Source organism: Streptomyces sp. NPDC058052 (assembly GCF_042885515.1).
In the GTDB taxonomy this organism is placed as follows: Bacteria; Actinomycetota; Actinomycetes; order Streptomycetales; family Streptomycetaceae; genus Streptomyces.
This window is the reverse complement of sequence record NZ_JBHVRX010000019.1, coordinates 118,454-141,507: the sequence shown is the minus strand read 5'-3', so window position 1 is coordinate 141,507 and position 23,054 is coordinate 118,454. Positions and strand designations below refer to the sequence as shown.

Sequence of the window (23,054 nt, the reverse complement as noted above, 5' to 3'; positions counted from 1 at the left end):
GTGCCGTCGTCCCCTTCACGCCTCTGGAGCCGCGCGTGCACCCGCAGACGAACCCCTACCAGCCCGCCCCGGCGTGGCAGCCCCCGCGCCGGTGGTGGCAGCACCCCGCTCTGATCATCGTGCTGCTCGTCGTGTTCCCGCCGGTGGGCATAGCCCTGGCGTGGCTCGGCCGGTGGACGACCCGCACGAAGATCGTGGCGACGGTGCTGTCCGCGCTCTGGTTCGTGCTGTTCCTGGTCAGCGAACCGGAGAAGAAGAAGGGGACGGGCGAGGACCCGAAGCCTGCCGTGACGTCGTCGGCGCCGGTGACGCCCGAGCCGACGACGGAGCCCCCCGCCACCCGGACCCCGGAGCCGACGACCGAGGCGCCCACGACGGAGGCCCCGACGCCCACGCCGGAGCAGACCACCGGGGCCCCGGCCACGGAGGCCCCCGAGCCGACCACCCAGGCGCCCACCACCCGGGCCCCGGAGCCGGCCCCCACCACCCCGAAGCCGGTGAAGCCGAAGCCGGCCCAGACGACGCGGCCGGCGGAGACCGCCGAGCCCGAGCCGGAGGTCTACTACGCCAACTGCACCGCCGTCCGCGCGGCCGGTGCCGACCCCATCCGCGCCGGCGACCCCGGCTACGGCAGCCACCTGGACCGGGACGGCGACGGCATCGCCTGCGAGTGACCGCCCGCTCGCGGCCGACCCGCCGGCGCGCACGCGCCGGCGGCGCCGAGGGCGGCCCTCGGCCCGGTAAACCATGCAGGCACGCTTGCTTGTTTTACAGGTGGCTGACAGGGTCTCCCCAAGCGGTACCCGCACGAGCGATCCTGGCGACCACCTTCCACCTCTCCAGGGGGCCACGCATGGTGTTCCACAGCGAGTACGAGCCGGTTTCCACCCTGTCCCTCCCCATCCACGACGCCGTCCTCGGCGGCGCCGCGGCCCACGGGGACGCGCCCGCGCTGGTCGACGGGGCCGGGGAGCTGTCCCTCTCGTACGCGCAGGTGGACGCCTTCCACCGGCGGATCGCCGCCGGGCTCGCGGAGGCCGGGGTGCGCAAGGGGGACGTGCTCGCCCTGCACAGCCCCAACACCGTGCTGTTCCCCGTCGCGTTCTACGCCGCCACCCGCGCCGGCGCCTCCGTCACCACCGTCCACCCGCTCGCCACGCCCGAGGAGTTCGCCAAGCAGCTGCGGGACTCGGCGGCACGCTGGATCGTCACCGTCTCGCCGCTGCTGCCGGCCGCCCGGGCCGCCGCCGAACTCGCGGGCGGCGTCGAGGAGATCTTCGTCTGCGACGCGGCGCCCGAGGACGGGGGCGTCCGCTCGCTCCAGGCGTTCCTCGGCTCCACGGCGCCCGAACCGGAGATCGCCGTCGACCCCGCCGAGGACGTCGCCGCCCTCCCGTACTCCTCCGGCACCACCGGCGTCCCCAAGGGCGTGATGCTCACCCACGCCTCCATCGCCACCAACCTGGCGCAGCTGGAGCCGTTCATCCCGATGGGGCCGGGCGACCGGATCCTGGCCGTCCTGCCCTTCTTCCACATCTACGGGCTCACCGCCCTCATGAACGCGCCGCTCCGCCAGGGCGCCACCGTCGTCGTCCTCCCGCGCTTCGAGCTGGACACCTTCCTCGGCGCGATCCAGAAGCACCGCATCAACGGCCTGTACGTGGCCCCGCCGATCGTGCTCGCGCTCGCCAAGCACCCGGCCGTCGCCGACTACGACCTGTCCTCGCTGGAGTACATCGTCTCCGCCGCCGCCCCGCTCGACGCGGCGCTCGCGGAGGCGTGCTCGGCCCGGCTCGGACTGCCGCCGGTGCGGCAGGCGTACGGGATGACCGAACTCTCGCCCGGCACCCACGTCACCCCGCTCTCGGCCGAGAACCCGCCGCCCGGCACCGTCGGCAAGCTGCTGCCCGCCACCGAGCTGCGGATCCTCTCCCTGGACGACCCGGCGAAGGACGCGGCGCCGGGGGAGACGGGCGAGATCGCCATCCGGGGCCCGCAGGTGATGAAGGGGTACCTGGGGCGGCCGGACGCCACCGCCGAGATGATCGACGCGGACGGCTGGGTGCACACCGGCGACATCGGCCGGGTCGACGACGACGGCTGGCTGTACGTCGTGGACCGGGTGAAGGAGCTCATCAAGTACAAGGGCTTCCAGGTCGCCCCGGCCGAACTGGAAGCCCTCCTCCTCACCCACGACGGCGTCGCCGACGCCGCCGTCATCGGGGTGACGGACGCCGACGGGACGGAGATCCCGAAGGCGTTCGTGGTGCGGCAGCCCGCCGCGCCCGGGCTGACCGCCGAGGAGGTCATGGCCCATGTGGCCGCCCGCGTCTCCCCGTACAAGAAGGTCCGGGCCGTCGAGTTCATCGACGCGGTGCCCCGGGCCGCCTCCGGAAAGATCCTGCGCCGCGAGCTGCGAGAGAGCTGAGGAACCGCACATGACCCTGGTCGCCGTCACCGAGGAGCGGGGGATCACCACCCTGGCCCTCGACTCACCGGACACCCGCAACGCCCTGTCGGCGGCGCTCGTCGCCGAACTCGGCGAGGCGCTGGCGGCGGCCGGGAAGGACCCGGGCGTGCGGGCCGTCGTGCTCACGCACACCGGCTCCACGTTCAGCGCGGGCGCGGACCTGAAGGCGCCGCCGAGCCCGTACGCCTTCGTCGACCTGCTCCGGCAGGTCGTGGAGCTGCCGAAGCCGGTCGTCGGGCACGTCACGGCCGGCGGCCGGGCCCGCGCGGGCGGCCTCGGGCTGCTGGGCGCCTGCGACGTGGTGGTGGCGGGGGAGGGGGCGGACTTCGCGCTCACCGAGGTACGGATCGGGGTGGCGCCGGCGGTGATCTCGCTGACCCTGCTGCCGCGGCTGGAGCCGAGGGCGGCGGCCCGCCACTACCTGACGGGCGAGCGGTTCGGCGTCCCCGAGGCCCGGGCGATGGGCCTCGTCACGGCCGGCGACGACCAGCTCGGCGCGATCCTCGACGGTCTGCGGGCGGGCTCGCCGCAGGGGCTGCGCGAGTCGAAGCGGCTGCTCACCGCTAGAGTCCTGGAGACCTTCGAGCGCGACGCGGAGGAGCTCGTGCAGAGATCGGCCACGCTCTTCGCCTCCGCCGAGGCGCGCGAGGGCATGACGGCCTTCCTCGAACGACGGGACCCCGAATGGCGGCTGTGACCGCGCACCGGCAGGACGGACCTGCGCCGTCCGACCGGCCCTCCGCCTCCGACCGGAGCCCTTCCGACCGGCCCTCCGCCTCCGACCGGAGCCCGAAGCAGGACCGGAGCCGGGCCACCCGGCAGCGGCTCCTGGAGGCCGCCGTGGCCTGTCTCGCCGCCTATGGGTGGGCGGGGTCCACGGTGGCCGTGGTCGCCGAGCGCGCGGGGGTGTCGCGGGGCGCCGCCCAGCACCACTTCCCGACGCGTGAGGACCTGTTCACGGCGGCGGTCGAGTACGTCGCCGAGGAGCGCTCGCAGGCGCTGCGGGCGCTGCCCACCGACGACCGGGCGCAGACCGTCGCCGCGCTCGTCGGCCTCTTCACCGGTCCGCTGTTCCGGGCCGCCCTCCAGCTGTGGGTGGCGGCCTCGAACGAGGAGCAGCTCCGCGACCGGGTGACCGAGCTGGAGGCCCGGGTCGGCCGGGAGTCGCACCGCATCGCGGTCGAGCTGCTGGGTGCCGACGAGTCCCGTCCCGGTGTCCGGGAGACCGTCCAGGGCCTCCTGGACATGGCCCGCGGCCTGGGCCTGGCCACCCTCCTCACCGACGACACGGCCCGCCGCGACCGCGTGGTCGCCCAGTGGGCCCGCCTGATCGACGAGGCGCTGGCCTAGGCCGGAGGGCGGACGACGCTGCCTTCCGGACGGCCTAGGACGACAGCACCCCGAAGCGCTCCGCCCAGGCGGTGACGTCGGCCGTGGTGGCGTTGCCGCCGCAGACGACCAGGCCGAGGCGGGCGCCGGGGCCGACGCGGCCGAGGACCTTCCGGGCGGCCGGGAGGAGGCAGCCGGCGGCGGGCTCGGCCCAGACCTTGGCGTGCTCGGCGAGGTCGAGGGTGCCGCGGACGGCCTCCGCGTCGGTGACCGTGACGACGTCCTCGACCAGCGCGGTGACGTGCGCGTAGGTGAGCGGGGAGACGGCGGGGGCGCTCAGCGTGCTGACGACCGAGGAGAGCTCGACCGGCACGGGGCCGCCCGCGGCGAGCGCGGCCGACATGGCGTGCGCGCCGTCGGTCTCCACGCCCCAGATCCGGACGCCGGGGCGGCGGGCGCGCAGGGCGGTGGCGACGCCGGAGACGAGGGCGCCGCCGCCGATGCTGACCAGGACGTCGGTGAGCTCCCCGGCGTCCTCGGCGAGCTCCAGGCCGACGGTGCCCTGGGCGGCGACGACGAGCGGGTCGTCGAAGGGGTGGACGAGGGTGAGGCCCCCGTCGCACAGCTCCTCCATGAGGGCGAAGGCGCCCTTCATGGTGTCGGCGAGGAGGACCTCGGCGCCGGCGGCCTCGGCGCGGGCGACCGCGCGGGCGGGCGCGGACCGGGGCATGACGACGGTGGCGCGGACGCCGAGCGCGCCGGCCATGACGGCGAGCCCGATGCCGTGGTTGCCGCCGCTGACGGCGACGACGCCCGCGGCCCGTTCGGCGGGGCCGAGGGCGAGCAGCTTGGCGGCGGCCCCGCGCGCCTTGAACGAGCCGGTGCGCTGGAGGAGCTCCAGCTTGAGGGTGACGTCGGCGCCGAGCAGCGCGGTCAGTCCCGGGCTGGGGAGCGTCGGGGTCCTGAGGACGTGTCCGGTGAGGCGTTCGGCTGCGGCTTCGACGTCCGCGACGGTGATCAGCACGCCGTCCACTGTGCCGTACGCCTCCCCCCGGCGGACAGATCAGACGCCGGGGATCTCCCGGGCCCGGAAGGCGTCCCGCACGGCCGCGGCCGCGGTGGGCCCGTACATGCGCCCGGCCGTCTCGACGGTCGTGCGGGCGGCGGCCTCGAAGCTCGTGCCGGGCGCGAAGCCGAACTGGGCGTTGACGATGATCCGGTCGGCGGTGCGGGCGCCGAGGGCCTGGCGGATGTCGAAGAGGGCGCGGGACCAGATCTCGCCGTCGGCGTGGACCTCGCCCTCGCGGTCGGCGTAGGTCTTGGTGCCGTCGAGGCGGCGCAGGCAGTGCGGGGCGGCGCTGTAGCCGGTGGCGTCCCAGTCGGCGACGCACGCCTCCTCGGCCTTCATCGGCCAGCCGTACTTCCGGATCGCGTGGTTGCCGACGGCGACGGCGAGGTAGTCGCCGAACGCCTCGCCGATCGAGCCGGCCTCGGTGGAGGTGCCGAAGCCGGGGACCTGGGCGTGGTGCACGGCGTGGCCGTACTCGTGGAGGATCACCTCGGCGTCCTCGGCGTCGTCCACACCGCCCTTGCCGAAGCGGATCTCGGCCTTCTTGTCGGTGAAGTAGGAGTTGTCGGCGCCCCACTGGTTGAGCCGGACCGGCTGGACGCGGTCGTTGGCGCCGGGGAGTTCGGTGCCGAAGCCGAGGCTCTGGAGGTACTCCTGGCCCTCGTTGATCCAGAAGTACGCCATGACCTGCTCGAACTCGTCGTCGGAGCGGTCGTACGAGGCGGCCTGGGCGAGCTTCGCGGGGTTGCCGGTCTCGGAGCGGACGGTGACCCACCTGCCGGAGAGGGCGCCGCTGCCGTCGAGGTTGCGGAGGGTGGCGAGGGCGTAGGCGGAGGCGGGGACGTCGCTCGCGGCGTCCTTGTGGTCGGCGAGGTTCTGGTCGCCGGTGGCCTGGACGGGGTTGACCATGAAGACCCGGCCCTGGGGCGCGGGGGCCGGGGCGGCGGCGCCGGCCGTGGCCGCGGGGGTGAGGGAGGCGGCGGCGAGGGTGACGACGGTGGCGGCCAGGAGGCGGCGGGGGGTGCGGCGGGCGGTCATGGACATCCTCCTGCGCGAGGGTGCGGCGACGAGATGATTGGCATGCGCGTGACATGCGAGGCGGCGATCTTCGCGTACCGGCCGCCCCGGCGGCCAGACCCCGGCCCCCGCGATCCGCTGTGACGCGGGCCACAGGCGATCCGCGCCGTCCGCAGTACGCTGGTCGCATGCCTCTGCTCGTACGCCGCCGCCACGTGGACTTCGTCCGCGTCACGAGCATGAGCTGTCGCCGCGCCGCCTGACCCCAGGGGCCACCACCCGTACGCCCCGCAGGGTCCCTTCACCGACCCCCGTCGACCGGCACCCGCGGCCCCCGCCCCACCCCGGCGGCCGCCCCGGGACCCGTACACCCCGCGGACGCACCCATGAGCCTCAGCGCCACCACCGCCCCCTCCGTCTCGTACGCCTCGCAGCTCCCGATCGTCGACCTCTCGGCCGCCGGCCGCGGACCCGAGGCGCGCCGGCTGCTCCACGCCCAGCTGCACTCCGCCGCCCACGACGTCGGCTTCTTCCAGCTCGTCGGGCACGGCGTGACCGAGGCCGAGACCCGGGCCCTCACCGACGCCATGCGCGCCTTCTTCGCCCTCCCCGAGGCCGACCGGCGCGCCGTCGACAACCTCAACTCACCGCACTTCCGCGGCTACACCCGGGTCGGCGACGAGCGCACCCGGGGCGCCCGCGACTGGCGCGACCAGCTCGACATCGGCGCCGAGCTGCCCGCCCGCGCCCCCGCCCCCTGGGAGCCCCCGTACTGGTGGCTGGAGGGCCCCAACCAGTGGCCCGAGGCGCTCCCGGAGCTGCGCACCGCCGCCCTGCACTGGATCGACCGGCTGAGCGGCGTCGCCGAGCGGCTGCTCCACGAGCTGCTCGCCTCCATCGGCGCGGCCCCGGACTTCTACGACGACATCTTCGGTCCCCGCGCCCACCCGCAGCTCAAGCTGGTCCGCTACCCCGGCAGCAGCGGCGAGGGTGACGACCAGGGCGTGGGCGCCCACAAGGACTACGGCTTCCTCACCCTGCTCCTCCAGGACCAGGTGGGCGGGCTCCAGGTGCAGCGCGAGGACGGGAACTTCCACGACGTGCCGCCGCTGCCCGGCGCCTTCGTCGTCAACCTCGGCGAGCTTCTGGAGGTCGCCACGAACGGCTATCTGCTCGCCACCAACCACCGGGTGGTCTCCCCGCCCGGCGCGACGGAGCGGTACTCCGTCCCGTTCTTCTACAACCCGCGGCTCGACGCCCGGATCGCCCCGCTGGACTTCCCGTACGCCTCCACGGCCCCCGGTGTCACGGCCGACCCGGCGAACCCGCTGTTCGCCGAGTACGGCCGCAACGCCCTGAAGGGGAAGCTCCGCGCGCACCCGCTGGTCGCGGCCCGCCACCACGCGGACCTCCTGCTGCACCCGGAGAGCGGCCCGCTGGTCAGCCGCTGATGTCCGCGATGTCGGCGTAGCCCTCGATCGCGCGCGGGTCCCGCTGCCCCGGGCCCGTGTACCGCGCCGACGGGCGCACGAGGCGGCCGGTGCGCTTCTGCTCCAGGATGTGCGCCGACCAGCCGGCCGTGCGGGCACAGGTGAACATCGACGTGAACATGTGCGCCGGGACCTCGGCGAAGTCCAGCACGATCGCCGCCCAGAACTCGACGTTCGTCGCGAGGACGCGGTCGGGGCGGCGGCTGTGCAGCTCCTCCAGGGCGGCCTTCTCCAGTGCGGCGGCCACCTCGTACCGCGGGGCGTCCAGCTCCTTCGCCGTCCGGCGGAGCACACGGGCGCGCGGGTCCTCGGCGCGGTAGACGCGGTGGCCGAAGCCCATCAGACGCTCGCCCTTGTCGAGGGCCTGCTTCACGTAGGCGACGGCGTCGCCGGTCCGCTCGATCTCCTCGATCATGCCCAGGACACGGGAGGGCGCGCCGCCGTGCAGCGGGCCGGACATGGCGCCCACGGCACCGGAGAGCGAGGCGGCCACGTCGGCGCCGGTGGAGGCGATGACGCGGGCGGTGAAGGTGGAGGCGTTCATGCCGTGCTCGGCGGCCGAGGTCCAGTAGGCGTCGACGGCCTTGACGTGCTTCGGGTCCGGCTCGCCGCGCCAGCGGATCATGAACCGCTCGACGACCGACTCGGCCTTGTCGATCTCGCTCTGCGGCACCATCGGCAGCCCCTGGCCGCGCGCCGACTGGGCGACGTAGGAGAGGGCCATGACGGCGGCGCGGGCGAGGTCGTCGCGGGCCTGCTCGGCGGAGATGTCGAGGAGCGGCTTGAGGCCCCAGACCGGCGCGAGCATGGCGAGCGCGGACTGCACGTCGACCCGGATGTCGCCGGAGTGGACCGGGATCGGGAAGGGCTCGGCGGCCGGGAGGCCGGGGTTGAAGGCGCCGTCGACGAGCAGACCCCACACGTTCCCGAAGGAGACGTGGCCCACGAGGTCCTCGATGTCGACCCCGCGGTAGCGGAGCGCGCCGCCTTCCTTGTCGGGTTCGGCGATCTCGGTCTCGAACGCGACGACTCCTTCGAGGCCCGGTACGAAGTCGGACATCAGGCGGCTCCTTCTATCGATGATCGATCAACCTAACGGCGGTCGCTGGTGGGACTGAACAGTCATCCAGCCGTTGAGTCTGTACGGTTCCGATGATGCGGGGAAGCGTGACATCCGGCACACTGCGCCGAACCGGCGACGAAGGATTGGCGCCCCGCCATGGCGGGCAGACTGGGGTGCTGCGGCAGGATGGCCCCGTGACCGACGCCCTGGACCCCGCCGCCATGCGCGAGCAGTACCGCACCAAGGAACTGACCGCGGCCGACCTCGCACCCGATCCGATGCAGCAGTTCGGGTCCTGGTTCAAGGAGACCGCCGCCAGCCCGGCGATCCACGAGCCCAACGCGATGATCGTCTCCACCGCGACCCCCGACGGACGCCCGTCGTCCCGCACGGTCCTGCTCAAGCACTACGACGACGCCGGCTTCGTCTTCTTCACCAACTACGGCTCCCGCAAGGGCACCGAACTGGCCGCCAACCCGCACGTCGCGCTGCTCTTCCCCTGGCACCCGCTGGCCCGCCAGGTCATCGTCACCGGCCGCGCCGCCCGCACCGGACGCGACGAGACCGCCGCCTACTTCCGCACCCGCCCGCACGGCTCCCAGCTGGGCGCCTGGGCCAGCGAGCAGTCCTCCGTCATCGCCTCGCGGGAGGAGCTGCTGGCCCGCTACGAGGAACTGGCCGCCCGCCACCCGGACTCCGGGCAGGTGCCGGTGCCCCCGCAGTGGGGCGGCTTCCGGGTGGTCCCGGAGACGGTCGAGTTCTGGCAGGGCCACGAGAACCGCCTCCACGACCGGCTGCGGTACGTCCGCGAGGGCGAGGGCTGGCGGGTGGAGCGCCTGGCGCCGTAGGCGTGCCCGGCGGACCGGAGGGCCCCGGGAACGCAGACGACCCGTGGGCCTTTGGTCCCGTCCGCCTAGGTTCGGACGGGAGCCGGCCGGACTTACCGGCGGCCCACGGGTCGGGTGACTGCTTGGGTTTCGGCAGCTGGCCTGCCGAGGTGCACATCGTGCGACGGCAGGCCTTAGCCCGCAGTCACCTCACGAGTCCGAAAAGAAACCATGTTTTCGGATCACCTCCTTTCGCGTGTGGCCCCACCCTACGAACCCCTCGGGAGGGCCACAAGCGATTTATCCGCGTCCCTTCCGCCCGGCCTCAGGCGTCCCGGCGCCGCATCGCCCACCAGCCCGCGAGCAGCGCCGCCGCCGACCACAGGGCGGCCACGCCGAGCCCGGTCCAGGGCCCCAGGCCGCCCACCGGCGTCTGGTACAGGACCGCGCCGCCGGCCCGGTCCGGCAGGTAGTCGGCGAGACCGGCCGACATGTCCCCGATGACGAACGGCAGCATCAGCAGGGCCGGGACCAGGATGCTCAGCGAGCCGACCGCGCTGCGCAGCAGGAACGTGAGGCCGAAGGCGAGCAGCGCCATCAGGGCGAGGTAGATCCCGGCCCCGAAGCAGCCGCGCAGGGCCCCCGGCTCCCCGATGCCGATCGCGTGCTTCCCGGCGAACGCCTGGCCCGCGAAGAACGCCGCGAACGACGCCACCAGGCCCACCGCCAGCGCGGCGCCGCCCACGACCGCCGCCTTCGCCGCGTAGAGCAGACCCCGGTGCGGCACGGCGGCGAGCGAGTTCCGCAGGGCGCCGTTCAGATACTCGGAGGAGACGGCGGTCGCGCCGAAGGCGATGGCCGCGACCTGGGCGAAGTTCGTGTGGAACAGGGCCCGGAAGACCGGGTCCCCCTTGCCGTCCGGCTCGGGCCCGCCCACGCTCACGTACAGCAGCAGGTTCATGCCGAGGGCGACCACGAGGACGGCGACCAGCGAGCCGAAGCTCGACCGGACCGAACGGACCTTGATCCACTCGGACCGGAGGACCGTCCGGACGGTGACCGCGCGGACGGCGGCGGGCGCGGTGGCGGCGGGTGCGGCGGTGACGGACACGATCAGACCTCCTGAGGGGTGCGGGCGGTGAACTCGGCGGCGTCCGAGGTGAGGGCCAGATACGCCTGCTCCAGCGAGGCGCGCTCGTCGGCGAGCTCGAAGACCGGGATGCCCTCGCGGGCGGTGACCGCCCCGATCTCCTCGGCGGAGGCGCCCTCCACCACCCACCGGCCGTCCGCGTCCGCGGCGGCCCCGACCGTCCACCCCTTCGCGAGGAGCGTGGCCCGCAGCCGCACCGGATCGCCGGTGCGCACCCGCACCCGCGCGTGGCTGTGGGCGTCGATGAACTCCCGCATCGGCACGTCCGCGAGGAGCCGGCCCCGGCCCAGCACCACCAGGTGGTCGGCGAAGGTCGCCGTCTCGTTCATCAGATGGCTGGAGACCAGGACCGTCCGGCCCTCGGCGGCCAGCCGGCGCAGCAGTTCGCGGATCCAGACGATGCCCTCCGGGTCCAGGCCGTTGGCCGGCTCGTCCAGCATCAGCACCCGCGGGTCGCCCAGGAGCGCGCCGGCGATGCCGAGCCGCTGCCGCATGCCCAGCGAGTAGCCGCGGATCCGGCGGCGGGCGGCCGCCTCCAGACCCGTCTCCGCCAGCACCTCGTCGACCCGGCGGGCCGGCAGGCCGTTGCTCGCGGCGAGGAATCGGAGGTGGTCGCGGCCCGTCCGGGACGGGTGCGCGGCCTGCGCGTCGAGGAGCGCGCCGACCGTGCGCAGCGGCTCGTCGAGCGTCGCGTACGGGCGGCCGCCGATGGTGGCCGAGCCCGAGGTCGGCCGGTCGAGACCGAGGACGAGCCGCATGGTGGTGGACTTCCCGGCCCCGTTCGGGCCCAGGAACCCGGTGACGCGCCCCGGCTCGACACGGAACGTCAGCCCGTCCACGGCCCGGGCCGCGGACCTGCCGCCGTACTCCTTGGTGAGGTTCTTGACGTCGATGCTGGTCATGGCTCAAGCCTCGCGGCCGGACGGCCCCCGGCCATCCCCTGCCGGAGGGGACCGTCTCCCCCGCGCGGGGGAGCCCCGCCGGCCCGCCCCTTGAGAAGATCACCGAATGCCCGCACCGCTGCTGTCCCTCCAGACCCTCGTACGGCCCCTGGTCCGCGCGGTCACGTACACCCGCTGGCTGCACCTGCTGATCGGCGCGATCGTGCCGCTCGCGGGCGGGCTCATCTACCCGGGCCTGTCCGACCCGACCGTCCTCGACTGGCTGGTCGCGGCGGCCCTCCCCGTCCCGCTGGTCGCCGCGGTCGCCCTGCTCCCCTCGGCCCGCCGCGCCGAGGGCCTCCAGGCCCGGCTGATGCTCTTCCCCGGCAAGCACGCGCGCGTGCGGGGCGGACAGGACGCCGACGGGGCCGCCACCGGCATCTCGGCGACCCCGTCGGCGTCCTGGACCGACCGCGGCAGGACGGCCCTGTGGCTGGTCTTCCGCATGGAGGCCGGGCTCGCGGCCTGGCTGCTGTCGATCTGGCTGCTCCAGGTCGCGCTGGTGCTTGCGGGGGTGTCGGTGGAGGAACCCGTGGTGGGCTCGCTGACCCCGCCCGGGACGTCCACGGCGCTGGCCCCGCTGCCCCTCCTGGTCCTGCTGGCGCTGGTCGTCGCCGGCGGGCGGCTGGAGACCCGGGTCGCCCGCCGGCTCCTCGGCCCGTCGGTGAAGGAGCGCATGACGGCCCTGGAGGACCGCACGGAACGGCTCCTGGAACGCAACCGGATCGCCCGCGAACTCCACGACTCCCTCGGCCACGCGCTCACCCTCGCCGTGGTGCAGGCGGGAGCCGCGCGGGCGGCCGGCGACCCCGCGTTCACCGACCGGGCGCTCGCCACCATCGAGGAGACCGGCCGGGCCGCCCTGGAGGACCTCGAACGCGTCCTGCTGCTCCTCCGCGAGACCGGCACCCGCCGCCCGTCCGGCGCGGGCCCCGGTCTCGACGAGGCGGGCAGGCTCCTCGACTCGGCCCGCTCCTCGGGCGCGCGCGTGGACGCCGAGATCACCGGCCCCGTGGAGGAACTCCCCGGCCCCGTCTCCCGGGAGGCGTACCGCATGCTCCAGGAGGCCCTGACCAACGCCCTGCGCCACGCGGGCCCGGTCCCGGTCGACGTCCGGGTGACGGCGGACGCGTCCCGCCTCCGCCTCCTGGTCACCAACCCGCTGCCCGACGGCCGTCCCCCCGCCGTCCCCGGCTCGGGCAGCGGTTTGCGCGGCATCCGCGAACGCGCCGCGCTCCTCGGCGGCGAGGCGAAGGCGGGTGTGACGGACGGCGCGTGGCGCGTGGCCGTGGTCCTCCCCCTGCGCTGACCGGTCCGGAGCGGGGGCCGCCCGGGAGCTCCCGGACCGGGCCCGGCACGGTCCGGAGGAAACGGCCTAGGCTGTCCGGATGGTGATCAAGGTCCTCCTCGTCGACGACGAACCCCTCGTCCGGGCCGGCCTGCGCGCCGTCCTGGAGGCCCAGCCCGACATCGAGGTGGTGGGCGAGGCCGCGGACGGCGCCGCCGTCATCCCGCTCGTGCGCAGCCTCCGCCCCGACGTCGTGGCGATGGACGTCCGGATGCCCCTCATGGACGGCATCGAGGCCACCCGGGCCGTCCTCCGCACGGTCGACGCCCCGCCGAAGATCCTCGTGGTGACCACCTTCGAGAACGACGAGTACGTCTACGGGGCCCTGCGCGCCGGCGCCGACGGGTTCCTCCTCAAGCGCGCCCGCCCCGCCGAGATCGTCCACGCGGTCCGCCTGGTGGCCGAGGGCGACTCCCTCCTCTTCCCGGCGGCCGTACGCGACATGGCCGCCTCCTACGCCCAGGACCGCCCCGCCAACGAGGCCCACGAGGCCCTGGCCCGGGCGAACCTGACGGACCGTGAGGAGGACGTCCTGCGCCTCATGGCCCGCGGACTCTCCAACGCCGAGATCGCCGCCCGCCTCGTGGTCGGCACGGAGACGGTCAAGTCCCACGTGAGCGCCGTCCTCGCCAAACTCGGCGCCCGGGACCGCACCCAGGCGGTCATCGCCGCCTACGAATCGGGCTTCGTCTCGCCGACGTAGCCCCGGCACCGTCACGACGTCGCCCCGGGGGGAATCCGTTTCGCCGAACCCGGTGTGTTCTGGGTCACGTTCCAGTTGAATGGCCTGCATCAGGGGGTTACCGGGGGGAGTACCAGGTGAGTGCCTTCACGGGGTCCGCGCGGGACACCGCTTCCGTGCCGGGGGCGGGCGGCGATCTGCTGGCCGCGCTGCTCGACGGGATGGACGCGGCGCTCTGCGCGCTGGACGCGGGCGGGACGGTGACGCACTGGAACCGCGAGGCCGAGCGGATCCTCGGCTGGCCGGCGGCGGAGGCCGTCGGGCGGCGCGGGTTCGACGGCTGGGCGGCGCGCAGTGCCGACGCGGAGGGGACGCTCGCCCGGCTGATGGGGGCGATGCGGACGCCGGGACGGCAGGTGCACGAGCTGGCGCTGCTCCGCAAGGACGGCGGCCGGGTGCTGGTGCGCAGCCAGTCGGCGGGGGTGCGGGGCGCCGACGGCCGGCCGGCCGGGGTGTACTGCGCCTTCAGCGAGGTGCACGCGCAGATCGACCTGGAGCGGTCGATCGCGCTGAGCGAGGCGCTCTTCGACGACGCGCCCTGGGGGGTCGTGCTGATCGACGCCGACCTGCGGCCGGCGGTCGTCAACGGCTACGCGGCGCGGGCGTTCGGCACCGGCCGTACGACCCTGCTGGGCAGCCCCCTCGGCGATGTGGTGGCCCAGGGCGTGGAGGAGCTGGAGGGCGCGCTCCAGCACGTGCTGGCGGAGGGCGCCCCGCCGGCGCCCGCGGACCTGTGGGTGACGCCGGCGGCGGCCTCGGGGGCGGGGGAGCGGCGGCGGCGGTGCTGGCGCAGCGGGTTCGTGCGGCTGGCGTCGCCGATGACGGAGGAGCCGGTGCTGCTGGGGGTGGCGTGGCTGTTCCAGGACGTGACGGAGGAGCGGCTCGCGGCGCGGGAGGCGGACCGGACCCGGTTCCGCTGGAGCCAGTTGCACCGGGCGGGCGCGGCGGCGGCCGAGTACGCGGATCCGGCGGAGGCGGTGGCGGTGCTGCTGGACTTCGCGCTGGCCGGCTTCGCCGACCACGGCCTGGTGGACCGGGTCGCGGGCGACCGCCGGCTGACCCGCGCGGTGGCGTCCCCGGCGGGCGCCCCGGACGAGCGCGGCCTCGGCGGCGGCTTCCCGCAGCGGTACGGCCCCGAGCACCCCGCCCTCCAGGCGTGGGACCGGGCGGGGTCGGTGCGGGTGAGCGCGGGCCGGGACGCGGCGGCGTGGGCGGCGGACCGCCACTGGCCGGCGGACACGGCGCACGCGCTGTGCACGGCCCTGCGGTCCCGGGGCCGTACGGTCGGCGTCCTCACCTTCCTGCGGACGGCCGCCCGGGGCGGGTTCGACCGGCAGGACGCGCTCTACGCGGAGACGGTCGCGGCCCGGGTGGCGGCGGCACTGGACGTACCGCCGCTGCCCTGACGGCCGGACGGTCCCGCACGGGTCCGGTGGCTCACGGGTGAGGAGCGTGAGGGGCGGGGGCCGTCAGTGGCGGTAGAAGATCCGGTCCGCGTACTCGGTCATCACGCGGCCGTTCCACTCGTGGCCGCCGTCGACGTTCCCGGAGCGCAGCAGCGGCGGCTCGATCCCGCGCCGGACCAGCTCCTCGGCGGCGGCGGCCATGGTGGCCTGCATCAGGGCGCTGGTGACGACGGTGGAGGCGGGGGCGAACGGCGCCTCGATGCCCTCGTGGGTGAGCTCCGCGTCGCCGACCGCGATCTTCGAGTCGAGGACGATGTCGCAGTGGTCCTTGAGGTACGTCCCCGAGACGTGCCGCGACTTCGTCTCCGTGCCGTACGCCACCGAGGTGACGCCGATGACGGTGAGGCCGAGCGCGCGCGCGTTCATGGCCATCTCGACGGGCAGGGCGTTGCGGCCGGAGAGGGAGATGATGAAGAGGACGTCGCCCGCGGCGGCGGGGGAGGAGTCCAGGACGGCTCCGGCGAGCCCGTCGACGCGCTCCAGCGCGGAGCCGAGCGTCGCCGGCATGACGTCGACGCCGACGACCCCGGGGACGACGAGCAGGTTCATCAGCGCGAGGCCGCCGGCCCGGTAGACGACGTCCTGGGCCGGGAGCGAGGAGTGCCCGGCGCCGAAGGCGAAGAGGCGGTTGCCGCGGGCCACGGCCTCGGCGACGGCGGCTCCCGCGGCGGCGATCTCGGCCGCGTCCTCGTCGCGGACCTGCTGGAGGAGGCCGATCGCCGCGTCGAAGAACCGTCCCGCCAGCTTGCTCTCCGCCGCGCCCGCGGCTGCGTCCCCGGTGTTTCCGCCCGCGTACTCGCCCATGTGAGGAAGCTCCTTGTCGTCGAGGTCGCCGATCACGGTGCGGTCTGGACCATTGCTCTGTCAATACTGCCTCCGCCGCCTCCGTGTCCCCACTTCTCCCGCTCCGGGGCGGGGGCCGCCCGCTTGTCGGCCGGATGCGCAAGAATTGGTGCAGGGCCAGCGCACGACTCATCGAGGGGCACGAATGTCCGGACTGATCGACACCACGGAGATGTATCTCCGCACCATCCTGGAGCTGGAAGAGGAAGGTGTGGTCCCGATGCGCGCCCGGATCGCCGAGCGGCTCGACCAGAGCGGCCCGACGGTGAGCCAGACGGTCGCCCGCATGGAGCGGGACGGCCTGGTCGCCGTGGCGAGCGACCGCCACCTGGAGCTGACCGAGGAGGGCCGCCGCCTGGCGACCCGCGTGATGCGCAAGCACCGGCTCGCCGAGTGCCTGCTCGTCGACGTGATCGGCCTGGAGTGGGAGCAGGTCCACGCGGAGGCGTGCCGCTGGGAGCACGTGATGAGCGAGGCCGTGGAGCGCCGCGTGCTGGAGCTGCTGCGTCACCCGACCGAGTCGCCGTACGGCAACCCGATCCCGGGCCTGGAGGAGCTGGGCGAGAAGGCCGAGGCCGAGTCCTTCCTCGACGACTCGATGGTGTCGCTGGCGGACCTGGACGCCGCCGGGGGCAAGACGGTGGTCGTGCGCCGCATCGGCGAGCCGATCCAGACGGACGCCCAGCTCATGTACACGCTCCGGCGGGCGGGCGTGCAGCCCGGCTCGGTCGTGTCGGTGTCGGAGTCGGCGGGCGGCGTGCTCGTCGGCAGCAGCGGCGAGGCGGCGGAGCTGGACGCGGAGGTCGCGGCGCACGTGTTCGTCGCGAAGCGCTGACGGCGCGGGCACCGCGGGGCACGTCCGAGGGGCGTGGCGCCGCGGTGCGGAGTGCCGTGGGACGTCGGCGGGGCCGGGGGCGCGAGGGCGCCCCCGGCCCCGTTCCGCGTGTCCGGGCCCGTCACAGGTGTGACCGTCCCTCAGGATCGCGGAGTGGTCGCCCTGGGAGAGCACGTGGGGACTGCGCACGAGGGTGTCGACCGCCGGCGCGCCGGAACGGCTGTGGGGCCGCCGGTGACGGATGGGCCACGGACGGGCGACGGATCCGCCGTGCGCCCCGTTTACGCCGGAATGGCCCCGCGCGTGCCCTCGGCGTGCCACGCTGGAACGAGCTGCGTGCGCTGCGTGATGCGCGGAAGGGTGGGGCCATGCGACCGACAGGGGCCGTACGCCGACTGCCGCACGTCCCGGCGGCGTTGTCCGGCTGGTCCCGGACGGTCGCGGGCGAGGTGTCCCGGACGGTCGCCGGCGCGGGGTCCCGGACGGTCGCGGGTGCGGGGTCCCGGACGGCAGAGGGCCCCGGCGCCTCGCGGCGCCGGGGCCTGTCCTCCCCTGTTCCGACCTGGAGCCCCGAGCTCTCAAGGTCGGTCCCCTCGGACCGTTTTCCCCGAGCGGTCCGCCTCCCGTTGAAGATCTCCCCTCGGCCACGCGCGCCAATCCTTGAGCCCCGTCACTCGAACGAGGGGTGTTGCGTGGCAGAGGAGCATTTTCGAATGTGGGTTCGATAGTCTGGCGGGGTTCGACGGGAGAGAGGGGGTGCCAGATCATGGCGCGACGACTCGACGTCACCGGAGCCGACGGCATCCGGCTGGCGGCCTGGGAGTTCACGGCCGAGGGCGAGGCCCGCACGAGGGCCGGGACCGAGGCCCGCACGCCCGCGCGCCCGGCACCGGCGCACCCCGCCGTGAGCATCGCCCGCCAGCCCACCGCCACGGGGGAGCGCGCCCGGCCGGCCGGCCCGCCGGCACCGCCCGCGCCGGACGGTGCCGCGGAGGCCGCCCCGGTCTTACTGCTCCACGGCCTGATGGGCCACGCGGCCCACTGGGCCCCCGCCGCCGGCCTCCTCGCCGGCGGGCACCGCACCATCGCGCTCGACCAGCGCGGCCACGGCGCGAGCGAGAAGCCGCCCGGGGGCCCCTTCACCCGCGAGGCGTACGTGGCGGACGCGGCGGCCGTCGTCGAGCGGCTCGGCCTCGGCCCCGTGACCCTCGTCGGCCACTCCATGGGCGCGCTGACGGCCTGGCAGCTGGCCGCGGAGCGCCCGGACCTGGTCCGCGCCCTGGTCATCTGCGACATGCGGGCCTCCGCGCTCGGCGCGGCCTCGCAGCGCGCCTGGCAGGACTGGTTCCGGGGCTGGCCGGCGCCCTTCCCGTCGCTGGACGCGGTGCACCGCTGGTTCGGCGCGGACGACCCGTGGGTGGAGACGCCGAACCCGGCGCGCGGCGCGTTCTTCGCCGAGGTGATGGCCGAGCGGCCGGACGGCTGGCACCCCGTCTTCGACCCCGCCCAGATGCTGACCTCCCGCGAGACCTGGGTCCACGACGCCCACTGGGACTCCCTCGCCCAGGTCCGCTGCCCCACCCTCGTCGTCCGCGGCCTCGACGGCGAACTGGGCCGCGCCGAGGCCCAGGAGATGGTCCGCGTCCTCCCGCACGGCGCCTACGCCGAGATCCCCGACGCCGGCCACCTCCTCCACTACACCCACCCGGAAGCCTGGGCGGAGGCCGTGGACCCCTTCCTGACGGGCGTCCTGACCCCCCGAACGTGACGGCCGCCCTCTCCGGAGGCTCCCGGCCGGCCCCTCCCGGGGGCCGGCCGTCGCGCGCCCCGCTTCGACCGACCCCCCGTCCGTCCCGCGACCCGCGCGCGGTACCTTCCCTCACGCGACGCGTCGAGAAGGGGAACCCCCGGAGGGTTCGGCTCCGCGTCGGTACCGGAGGGGAACCACATGTCACTGCTGTCCAGGCTGCGCCGCCGCCCGGTGGTCCGGCCCGATGGCCGGGCCGCGAACAAGGCCGGCGCCACGGCGCGTACCACCAGGCCCGCCGCGCTCGGTCTCGCCGTGCTCGCCGCGCTCACCGGCGCCGTCACCACCGCCGCACCCGCCCAGGCGGCCCCCGAGGACTGCCCCAGGGGCTACTTCTGCGGCTGGAAGACGGGGTACGCCGGCGGCGAGATGTTCAAGACGAACAAGAGCATGGCGTCGCTCGGCGCCTGGGACGGCAAGATCGAGGCCGTCTCCAACCGCACGACCCAGTGGGTGTGCGGCTACGACGAGCCCGGCTACATGGCGTCGTACTGGAGCGTCGGCGACAAGGCCCCCGACCCCTCGGGCGCCGGCTGGGGCGGCATGGGCGTGGGCTCGATCAGCTCGCTCAGGTTCGTCCTCACCCAGCGCGAGTGCCACGGCCCCGCGTACACCTCCTGGAACGCGGAGCCGAAGCCCGGCGCGCGCTCCGCCTTCGCCAACCTGAACGGCGACCAGGAGGCGGACCTCCTCGCCCGCGACCGGGCCGGCCGCCTCTGGTTCCTCCCCGGCGACGGCACCGGCAAGCTCGTCGGCGGCGGCTGGAACGCGATGAACGCCCTCACCCGGCACGGCGACTTCACCGGCGACGCCAAGGAGGACGCGATCGCCCGCGAGGCGTCCACCGGCAAGCTGTGGCTGTACCCGGGCACGGGCACCGGCGCGTTCGGCACCCGCAAGCTCATCGGCACGGGCGGCTGGAACGCCATGACCCGCATCACCGCCTTCGGCGACCTGACCGGCGACAACCGCTCCGACCTCCTCGCCGCCGAGAAGTCCACGGGCAAGCTGTGGCTGTACCCGGGCACGGGCACCGGCGCCCTCGGCGCGCGCAAGCTCATCGGCACGGGCGGCTGGACCTCCATGGACGCCCTGACCGCCACCGGCGACGTCACCGGCGACGGCCGGGCCGACCTCGTCGCCCGGCAGCCCGCCACCGGACAGCTGTGGCTGTACCCGGGCAAGGCCGGCGCCCTCGGCTCCCGCGCCCTCCTCGGCGGCGGCTGGAACACGATGTCCGCGCTGGTCGCGGTCGGCGACCACGGCCTCGACGGCCTCAACGACTTCGCCGCGCTCACCAACAACCGCTTCAGGGGCGACGCGTGCTCCTACGAGGGCTGCCTGATGCTCTACATGGGCAAGGGCACCGGCACCTTCCACAGCGGTTACTGGGACGGACAGGACCACGGCTGGCAGGACATGAGCGCCGTCTTCTGACCCCGCCCGCCTCCGAGGGGCGCCCCGGCGACGTACCCCGCCACCCGGCGGGGTACATTTCCCAGCCTCGGCGCGTCGAGCGGAGGAACCCGGCTCCGCGCCGCACATCGGAGGAATCGCATGCGCACACCCCTGCGCCGACGCCTGGCCACCGCGGCCGCGGCACTCGGCCTCACCACGTTCGGCATCCTCGGCGCGGGCGCGGCCCCCGCCCAGGCGGCACCGGCCGACTGCCCGTCGGGCTACTTCTGTGCCTGGAAGACGAACGACGCCACCGGCACCATGTACAAGACCAACGCGAGCGCCGCCACCCTCGGCACCTGGGACAACCAGTTCCGCGCGGTCTCCAACCGCACCAACAAGTTCGCCTGCCTCCACGACGACCCCAACCACGGCTACGGCGGCGACGTCTGGCAGATCGACCCGAACCCGTCCGGCACCGAGTGGGGCGGCGCGGGCAGCACCTCCGTCAGCTCGCTCCGGCTCGTCGCCACCGAGCGCGAGTGCACCGGCCTCGACGCCTACCCGGAGTGGCCCGCGAACGCGCAGGCCAAGGCCCCCGCCTTCGGCGACCTGAACGCCGACAAGGTCGCGGACGTCCTCGTCCGCGACAAGGCCGGCCGCCTCTGGTTCCTTCCCGGCGACGGCAGCGGCAAGCTGGTCGGCACCGGCGGCTGGAACGCGATGAACGCCCTCACCCGGCACGGCGACTTCACCGGCGACGCCAAGGAGGACGTGATCGCCCGCGAGGCGTCCACCGGCAGGCTGTACCTGTACCCGGGCACCGGCAGCGGCTCGCTCGGCAGCCGGGTCCTCGTCGGCACGGGCGGCTGGAACGCCATGGACCGGCTCACCGCCTTCGGCGACCTGACCGGCGACAACCGCTCCGACCTCCTCGCCGTGGAGAAGTCCACGGGCAAGCTGTGGCTGTACCCGGGGACGACCACCGGCAAGCTCGGCGCCCGTCAGCTGCTCGGCACGGGCGGCTGGAACGGCATGAACGCCCTCATCGGCTTCGGCGACATGAACAAGGACGGCAAGGCCGACCTCCTCGCCCGCGAGGCGTCCACCGGCAAGCTGTGGCTGTACCCGGGCAAGCCCGGCGCCCTCGGTTCCCGCGCCCTCATCGGCAGCGGCTGGAACGCGATGGCCTCGTTCCTCGCGGTCGGCGACTACACCGGCGACGGCCACAACGACCTGGTCGCGATCAGCGGCGGCGGCTACTCGTCCAACGTCTTCCAGGGTGCCGGCGTCAAGATCGAGTACCTCGGCCGTGCCACGAACGGCTTCGAGCCCGGCTTCCCGGAGACCGACACCTGGTTCGGCCTGAACGGCGCGTTCTAGGCACGACCCGTGTACGGGCCTCCACCCCGGCCGGGGGTGGAGGCCCGTACGTCTGCTCAGGCCCGCGGCGGACGGACGCCGCCGGGCTCCCGGAACCGCTCGTCGGTCCAGATCCGGCTGCGGAGGTCCGCGCCGCGGACCACCTGCACCCGCCAGGGGTCGATCCGCAGGAGGTGGTACCCGGGGTCGTCCGGGCCAGGTGGGCGGGAGCGGCGGTGGTCCGGGAGGACGGGCGTCTTCCGGGGATCGGGGGTCGGGGGTCGGGGATCGGTGCGCCACCGGACCTCGGGGTGCTACCGGACCGCCCCGGCCGGTGCCGGAGTGTCGGCGGAGCCCGCGGCGGCGGGTTCCGGGCCGGCCGCGCCGGATCTGCCGCGCAGGCCGAAGGCGCTGACGGCGGCGGCGATCAGGGCGGCCGCCAGCGGGACGACGAGGGCGGCCCGGTGGCCGTCGAGCAGCTCCGCGGGGGAGGTGCCGTCGGTGGCCGCGACGCCCACCGCGGTCACGGCGGACAGGCCGAGCGCCGCCCCGAACTGGAAGGACGTGTAGAGCAGGCCGCCGGCCACGCCCTGCTCCTCCTCCGCGATCCCCTCGGTCGCGACGATGGTCAGCGGGCCGTACGCGAGGGAGAAGGCCAGGCCGAGCAGGAACAGGCTGGGGAGCATCGCCAGGTAGGTCCAGTCCGCGCCGATCGGCAGGAAGAGCGCGTACGCGAGGGAGGCCAGGACCAGCCCGCCGAAGATGACCCGGGCGTTGCCGAAGCGGGCCACCAGCCGGGGGGTCAGGGTCGGCGAGAGGACCGCGTCCACGCCGATGACGATCAGGGCGAAGCTCGTCTGGAGGGTCGACCAGCCGCGCAGCTCCTGGAGGTAGAGCACGGCGATGAACTGGAAGCCGAAGAAGCCCGCGGCGAAGAGCATGCCCGCCAGGTTGGCCCGGACGAGGCCGCCGCTGCGGAAGATGCCCAGGCGGACCAGGGGCGAGGCGGAGCGGCGCTCGACGGCGGCGAAGACGGCGAAGAGGGCGAGGGAGGCACCGATCGTGCCGGCGGTCCAGGCGGCGGAGACGTGTGCGGCGCGCTCGACGCCGAAGACGAGCAGCAGGATGGCGGCGGTGACGCTGAGCGCGCCCGCCAGGTCGACGCCCTGGCCCTTCCGGTCGGGCCGCGGCGACGGCGGGATCAGGGAGACCGCGGCGACGAGGATGAGCAGGGAGAGGACGACGGGCGCGAAGAACACCCAGCGCCAGTCGATCGCGGCCAGCAGACCGCCGACGACCAGGCCGACGGAGAAGCCGCCCGCCGCGGTGCCGGAGTAGACGAGCAGGGCCTTGTTGCGCTGCGGGCCCTCCTCGAAGCTCGTGGTGATGATCGACAGGCCCGCCGGGGTCATGAAGGCCGCCGCCACACCGGTCACGAACCGGGCGACGATCAGCGTCCAGCCCTCGGTGGCGAAGCCGCCGAGACCGGAGAAGAGCAGGAAGACCACGAGCCAGAGGACGAACATCCGCCGGCGTCCGAAGAGGTCGGCGGCCCGGCCGCCGAGCAGCATGAAGCCGCCGTAGCCGAGCACATAGGCGCTCATCACCCACTGGAGCGTGCCGGTGGACAGGTCCAGGTCCTCACGGATCGACGGCAGCGCCACGTTGAGCATGGCGACGTCGATGCCTTCGAGGAAGATCGCGCCGCACAGCACGAGGAGCACGCCCCACGCGCGCCCGCTCATGCGGTCGGTGCTGCCCGGACGGGATGGTGATGCGGACATGGCGAAGCCCCTTGTCGGCGAAGGAATGGAGATGCGGGGACGGCCCGCGATCCCGGTCCGCACGCGTGGAGTTCCCTTGAAGTCCACGCCGGGACACAGAGACTGACGGCAAG

At 74.6% G+C, this 23,054-nt stretch carries 20 protein-coding genes; 13 read left to right on the top strand and 7 right to left on the bottom strand.

Going from position 1 to position 23,054, the window contains the following annotated elements; translation table 11 throughout:
• Positions 1–35: 35 nt before the first annotated feature.
• The 4 genes from ACFVU3_RS25180 (at position 36) to ACFVU3_RS25165 (ending at position 3,820) form a co-directional block, all read left to right on the top strand.
• Positions 36–674 (top strand): excalibur calcium-binding domain-containing protein, encoded by a 639-nt coding sequence (locus ACFVU3_RS25180; RefSeq protein ID WP_390069503.1) that lies wholly within the window; start codon positions 36–38, stop codon positions 672–674.
• A 179-nt stretch (positions 675–853) separates the two neighbouring features.
• Complete coding sequence (locus ACFVU3_RS25175) at positions 854–2,428, top strand: 4-coumarate--CoA ligase family protein (RefSeq protein WP_390069501.1); 1,575 nt, start codon at positions 854–856, stop codon at positions 2,426–2,428.
• A gap of 10 nt (positions 2,429–2,438) precedes the next feature.
• Positions 2,439–3,167 carry an enoyl-CoA hydratase family protein gene (locus ACFVU3_RS25170; protein ID WP_390069500.1) on the top strand — a complete coding sequence of 243 codons (729 nt, stop codon included), beginning with the start codon at positions 2,439–2,441 and terminating at the stop codon, positions 3,165–3,167.
• Positions 3,155–3,820 (top strand): TetR/AcrR family transcriptional regulator, encoded by a 666-nt coding sequence (locus ACFVU3_RS25165; RefSeq protein ID WP_390069498.1) that lies wholly within the window; start codon positions 3,155–3,157, stop codon positions 3,818–3,820. Before ACFVU3_RS25170 ends, ACFVU3_RS25165 begins: the two co-directional genes overlap by 13 nt.
• 34 nt (positions 3,821–3,854) lie before the next feature.
• On the opposite strand, the gene ACFVU3_RS25160 is transcribed toward ACFVU3_RS25165, so the two are convergent.
• Both ACFVU3_RS25160 and ACFVU3_RS25155 read right to left on the bottom strand, forming a co-directional pair.
• Positions 3,855–4,820: a threonine/serine dehydratase gene (locus tag ACFVU3_RS25160; RefSeq protein WP_390069536.1), complete on the bottom strand. Its 966-nt coding sequence runs from the start codon at positions 4,818–4,820 to the stop codon at positions 3,855–3,857.
• Between the two features lie 42 nt (positions 4,821–4,862).
• Positions 4,863–5,906 (bottom strand): M4 family metallopeptidase, encoded by a 1,044-nt coding sequence (locus tag ACFVU3_RS25155; protein WP_390069496.1) that lies wholly within the window; start codon positions 5,904–5,906, stop codon positions 4,863–4,865.
• Between the two features lie 365 nt (positions 5,907–6,271).
• Between ACFVU3_RS25155 and ACFVU3_RS25150 the strand changes: the two genes are divergently transcribed.
• Complete coding sequence (locus ACFVU3_RS25150) at positions 6,272–7,336, top strand: isopenicillin N synthase family dioxygenase (RefSeq protein ID WP_390069494.1); 1,065 nt, start codon at positions 6,272–6,274, stop codon at positions 7,334–7,336.
• Here the strand turns inward: ACFVU3_RS25150 and ACFVU3_RS25145 are convergent.
• Positions 7,326–8,435: a citrate synthase 2 gene (locus ACFVU3_RS25145; RefSeq protein WP_390069492.1), complete on the bottom strand. Its 1,110-nt coding sequence runs from the start codon at positions 8,433–8,435 to the stop codon at positions 7,326–7,328. The two genes, ACFVU3_RS25150 and ACFVU3_RS25145, sit on opposite strands and share 11 nt — an antisense overlap.
• Positions 8,436–8,659: 224 nt before the next feature.
• Between ACFVU3_RS25145 and pdxH the strand changes: the two genes are divergently transcribed.
• Positions 8,660–9,286, top strand: coding sequence for a pyridoxamine 5'-phosphate oxidase (gene pdxH / locus ACFVU3_RS25140; protein WP_390069534.1), 627 nt, complete (start codon positions 8,660–8,662; stop codon positions 9,284–9,286).
• 304 nt (positions 9,287–9,590) lie between these two features.
• On the opposite strand, the gene ACFVU3_RS25135 is transcribed toward pdxH, so the two are convergent.
• Both ACFVU3_RS25135 and ACFVU3_RS25130 read right to left on the bottom strand, forming a co-directional pair.
• Positions 9,591–10,376, bottom strand: coding sequence for an ABC transporter permease (locus tag ACFVU3_RS25135; protein WP_390069490.1), 786 nt, complete (start codon positions 10,374–10,376; stop codon positions 9,591–9,593).
• A 2-nt stretch (positions 10,377–10,378) separates the two neighbouring features.
• On the bottom strand, positions 10,379–11,317 hold the full coding sequence (locus ACFVU3_RS25130; RefSeq protein WP_390069489.1) for an ABC transporter ATP-binding protein: 939 nt from the start codon (positions 11,315–11,317) through the stop codon (positions 10,379–10,381).
• Between the two features lie 106 nt (positions 11,318–11,423).
• Between ACFVU3_RS25130 and ACFVU3_RS25125 the strand changes: the two genes are divergently transcribed.
• The 3 genes from ACFVU3_RS25125 to ACFVU3_RS25115 all read left to right on the top strand — a co-directional run bounded on the left by ACFVU3_RS25125 (position 11,424) and on the right by ACFVU3_RS25115 (position 14,852).
• Positions 11,424–12,665 carry a sensor histidine kinase gene (locus ACFVU3_RS25125; RefSeq protein WP_390069487.1) on the top strand — a complete coding sequence of 414 codons (1,242 nt, stop codon included), beginning with the start codon at positions 11,424–11,426 and terminating at the stop codon, positions 12,663–12,665.
• 79 nt (positions 12,666–12,744) lie between these two features.
• Positions 12,745–13,407 (top strand): response regulator, encoded by a 663-nt coding sequence (locus ACFVU3_RS25120; RefSeq protein ID WP_390069485.1) that lies wholly within the window; start codon positions 12,745–12,747, stop codon positions 13,405–13,407.
• Between the two features lie 116 nt (positions 13,408–13,523).
• A complete protein-coding gene (locus ACFVU3_RS25115; RefSeq protein ID WP_390069484.1) occupies positions 13,524–14,852 on the top strand; it encodes a PAS domain-containing protein in 1,329 nt (442 codons plus the stop codon).
• Between the two features lie 63 nt (positions 14,853–14,915).
• Here the strand turns inward: ACFVU3_RS25115 and ACFVU3_RS25110 are convergent, their stop codons facing one another.
• Positions 14,916–15,716 (bottom strand): SIS domain-containing protein, encoded by an 801-nt coding sequence (locus ACFVU3_RS25110; protein ID WP_390069532.1) that lies wholly within the window; start codon positions 15,714–15,716, stop codon positions 14,916–14,918.
• A gap of 184 nt (positions 15,717–15,900) precedes the next feature.
• Here ACFVU3_RS25110 and ACFVU3_RS25105 point away from each other — a divergent pair, with 184 nt between their 5' ends.
• The 4 genes from ACFVU3_RS25105 to ACFVU3_RS25090 all read left to right on the top strand — a co-directional run bounded on the left by ACFVU3_RS25105 (position 15,901) and on the right by ACFVU3_RS25090 (position 21,178).
• On the top strand, positions 15,901–16,590 hold the full coding sequence (locus tag ACFVU3_RS25105) for a metal-dependent transcriptional regulator (RefSeq protein WP_390069482.1): 690 nt from the start codon (positions 15,901–15,903) through the stop codon (positions 16,588–16,590).
• A gap of 766 nt (positions 16,591–17,356) precedes the next feature.
• Positions 17,357–18,358, top strand: a complete 1,002-nt coding sequence (locus tag ACFVU3_RS25100) for an alpha/beta fold hydrolase (RefSeq protein ID WP_390069480.1) — start codon at positions 17,357–17,359, stop codon at positions 18,356–18,358.
• Between the two features lie 180 nt (positions 18,359–18,538).
• Positions 18,539–19,834: an FG-GAP-like repeat-containing protein gene (locus tag ACFVU3_RS25095; RefSeq protein WP_390069479.1), complete on the top strand. Its 1,296-nt coding sequence runs from the start codon at positions 18,539–18,541 to the stop codon at positions 19,832–19,834.
• A 120-nt stretch (positions 19,835–19,954) separates the two neighbouring features.
• Positions 19,955–21,178: an FG-GAP-like repeat-containing protein gene (locus tag ACFVU3_RS25090; RefSeq protein WP_390069478.1), complete on the top strand. Its 1,224-nt coding sequence runs from the start codon at positions 19,955–19,957 to the stop codon at positions 21,176–21,178.
• Positions 21,179–21,471: 293 nt separating this feature from the next.
• On the opposite strand, the gene ACFVU3_RS25085 is transcribed toward ACFVU3_RS25090, so the two are convergent.
• A complete protein-coding gene (locus ACFVU3_RS25085) occupies positions 21,472–22,902 on the bottom strand; it encodes an MFS transporter (protein ID WP_390069530.1) in 1,431 nt (476 codons plus the stop codon).
• Positions 22,903–23,054 lie beyond the last annotated feature (152 nt).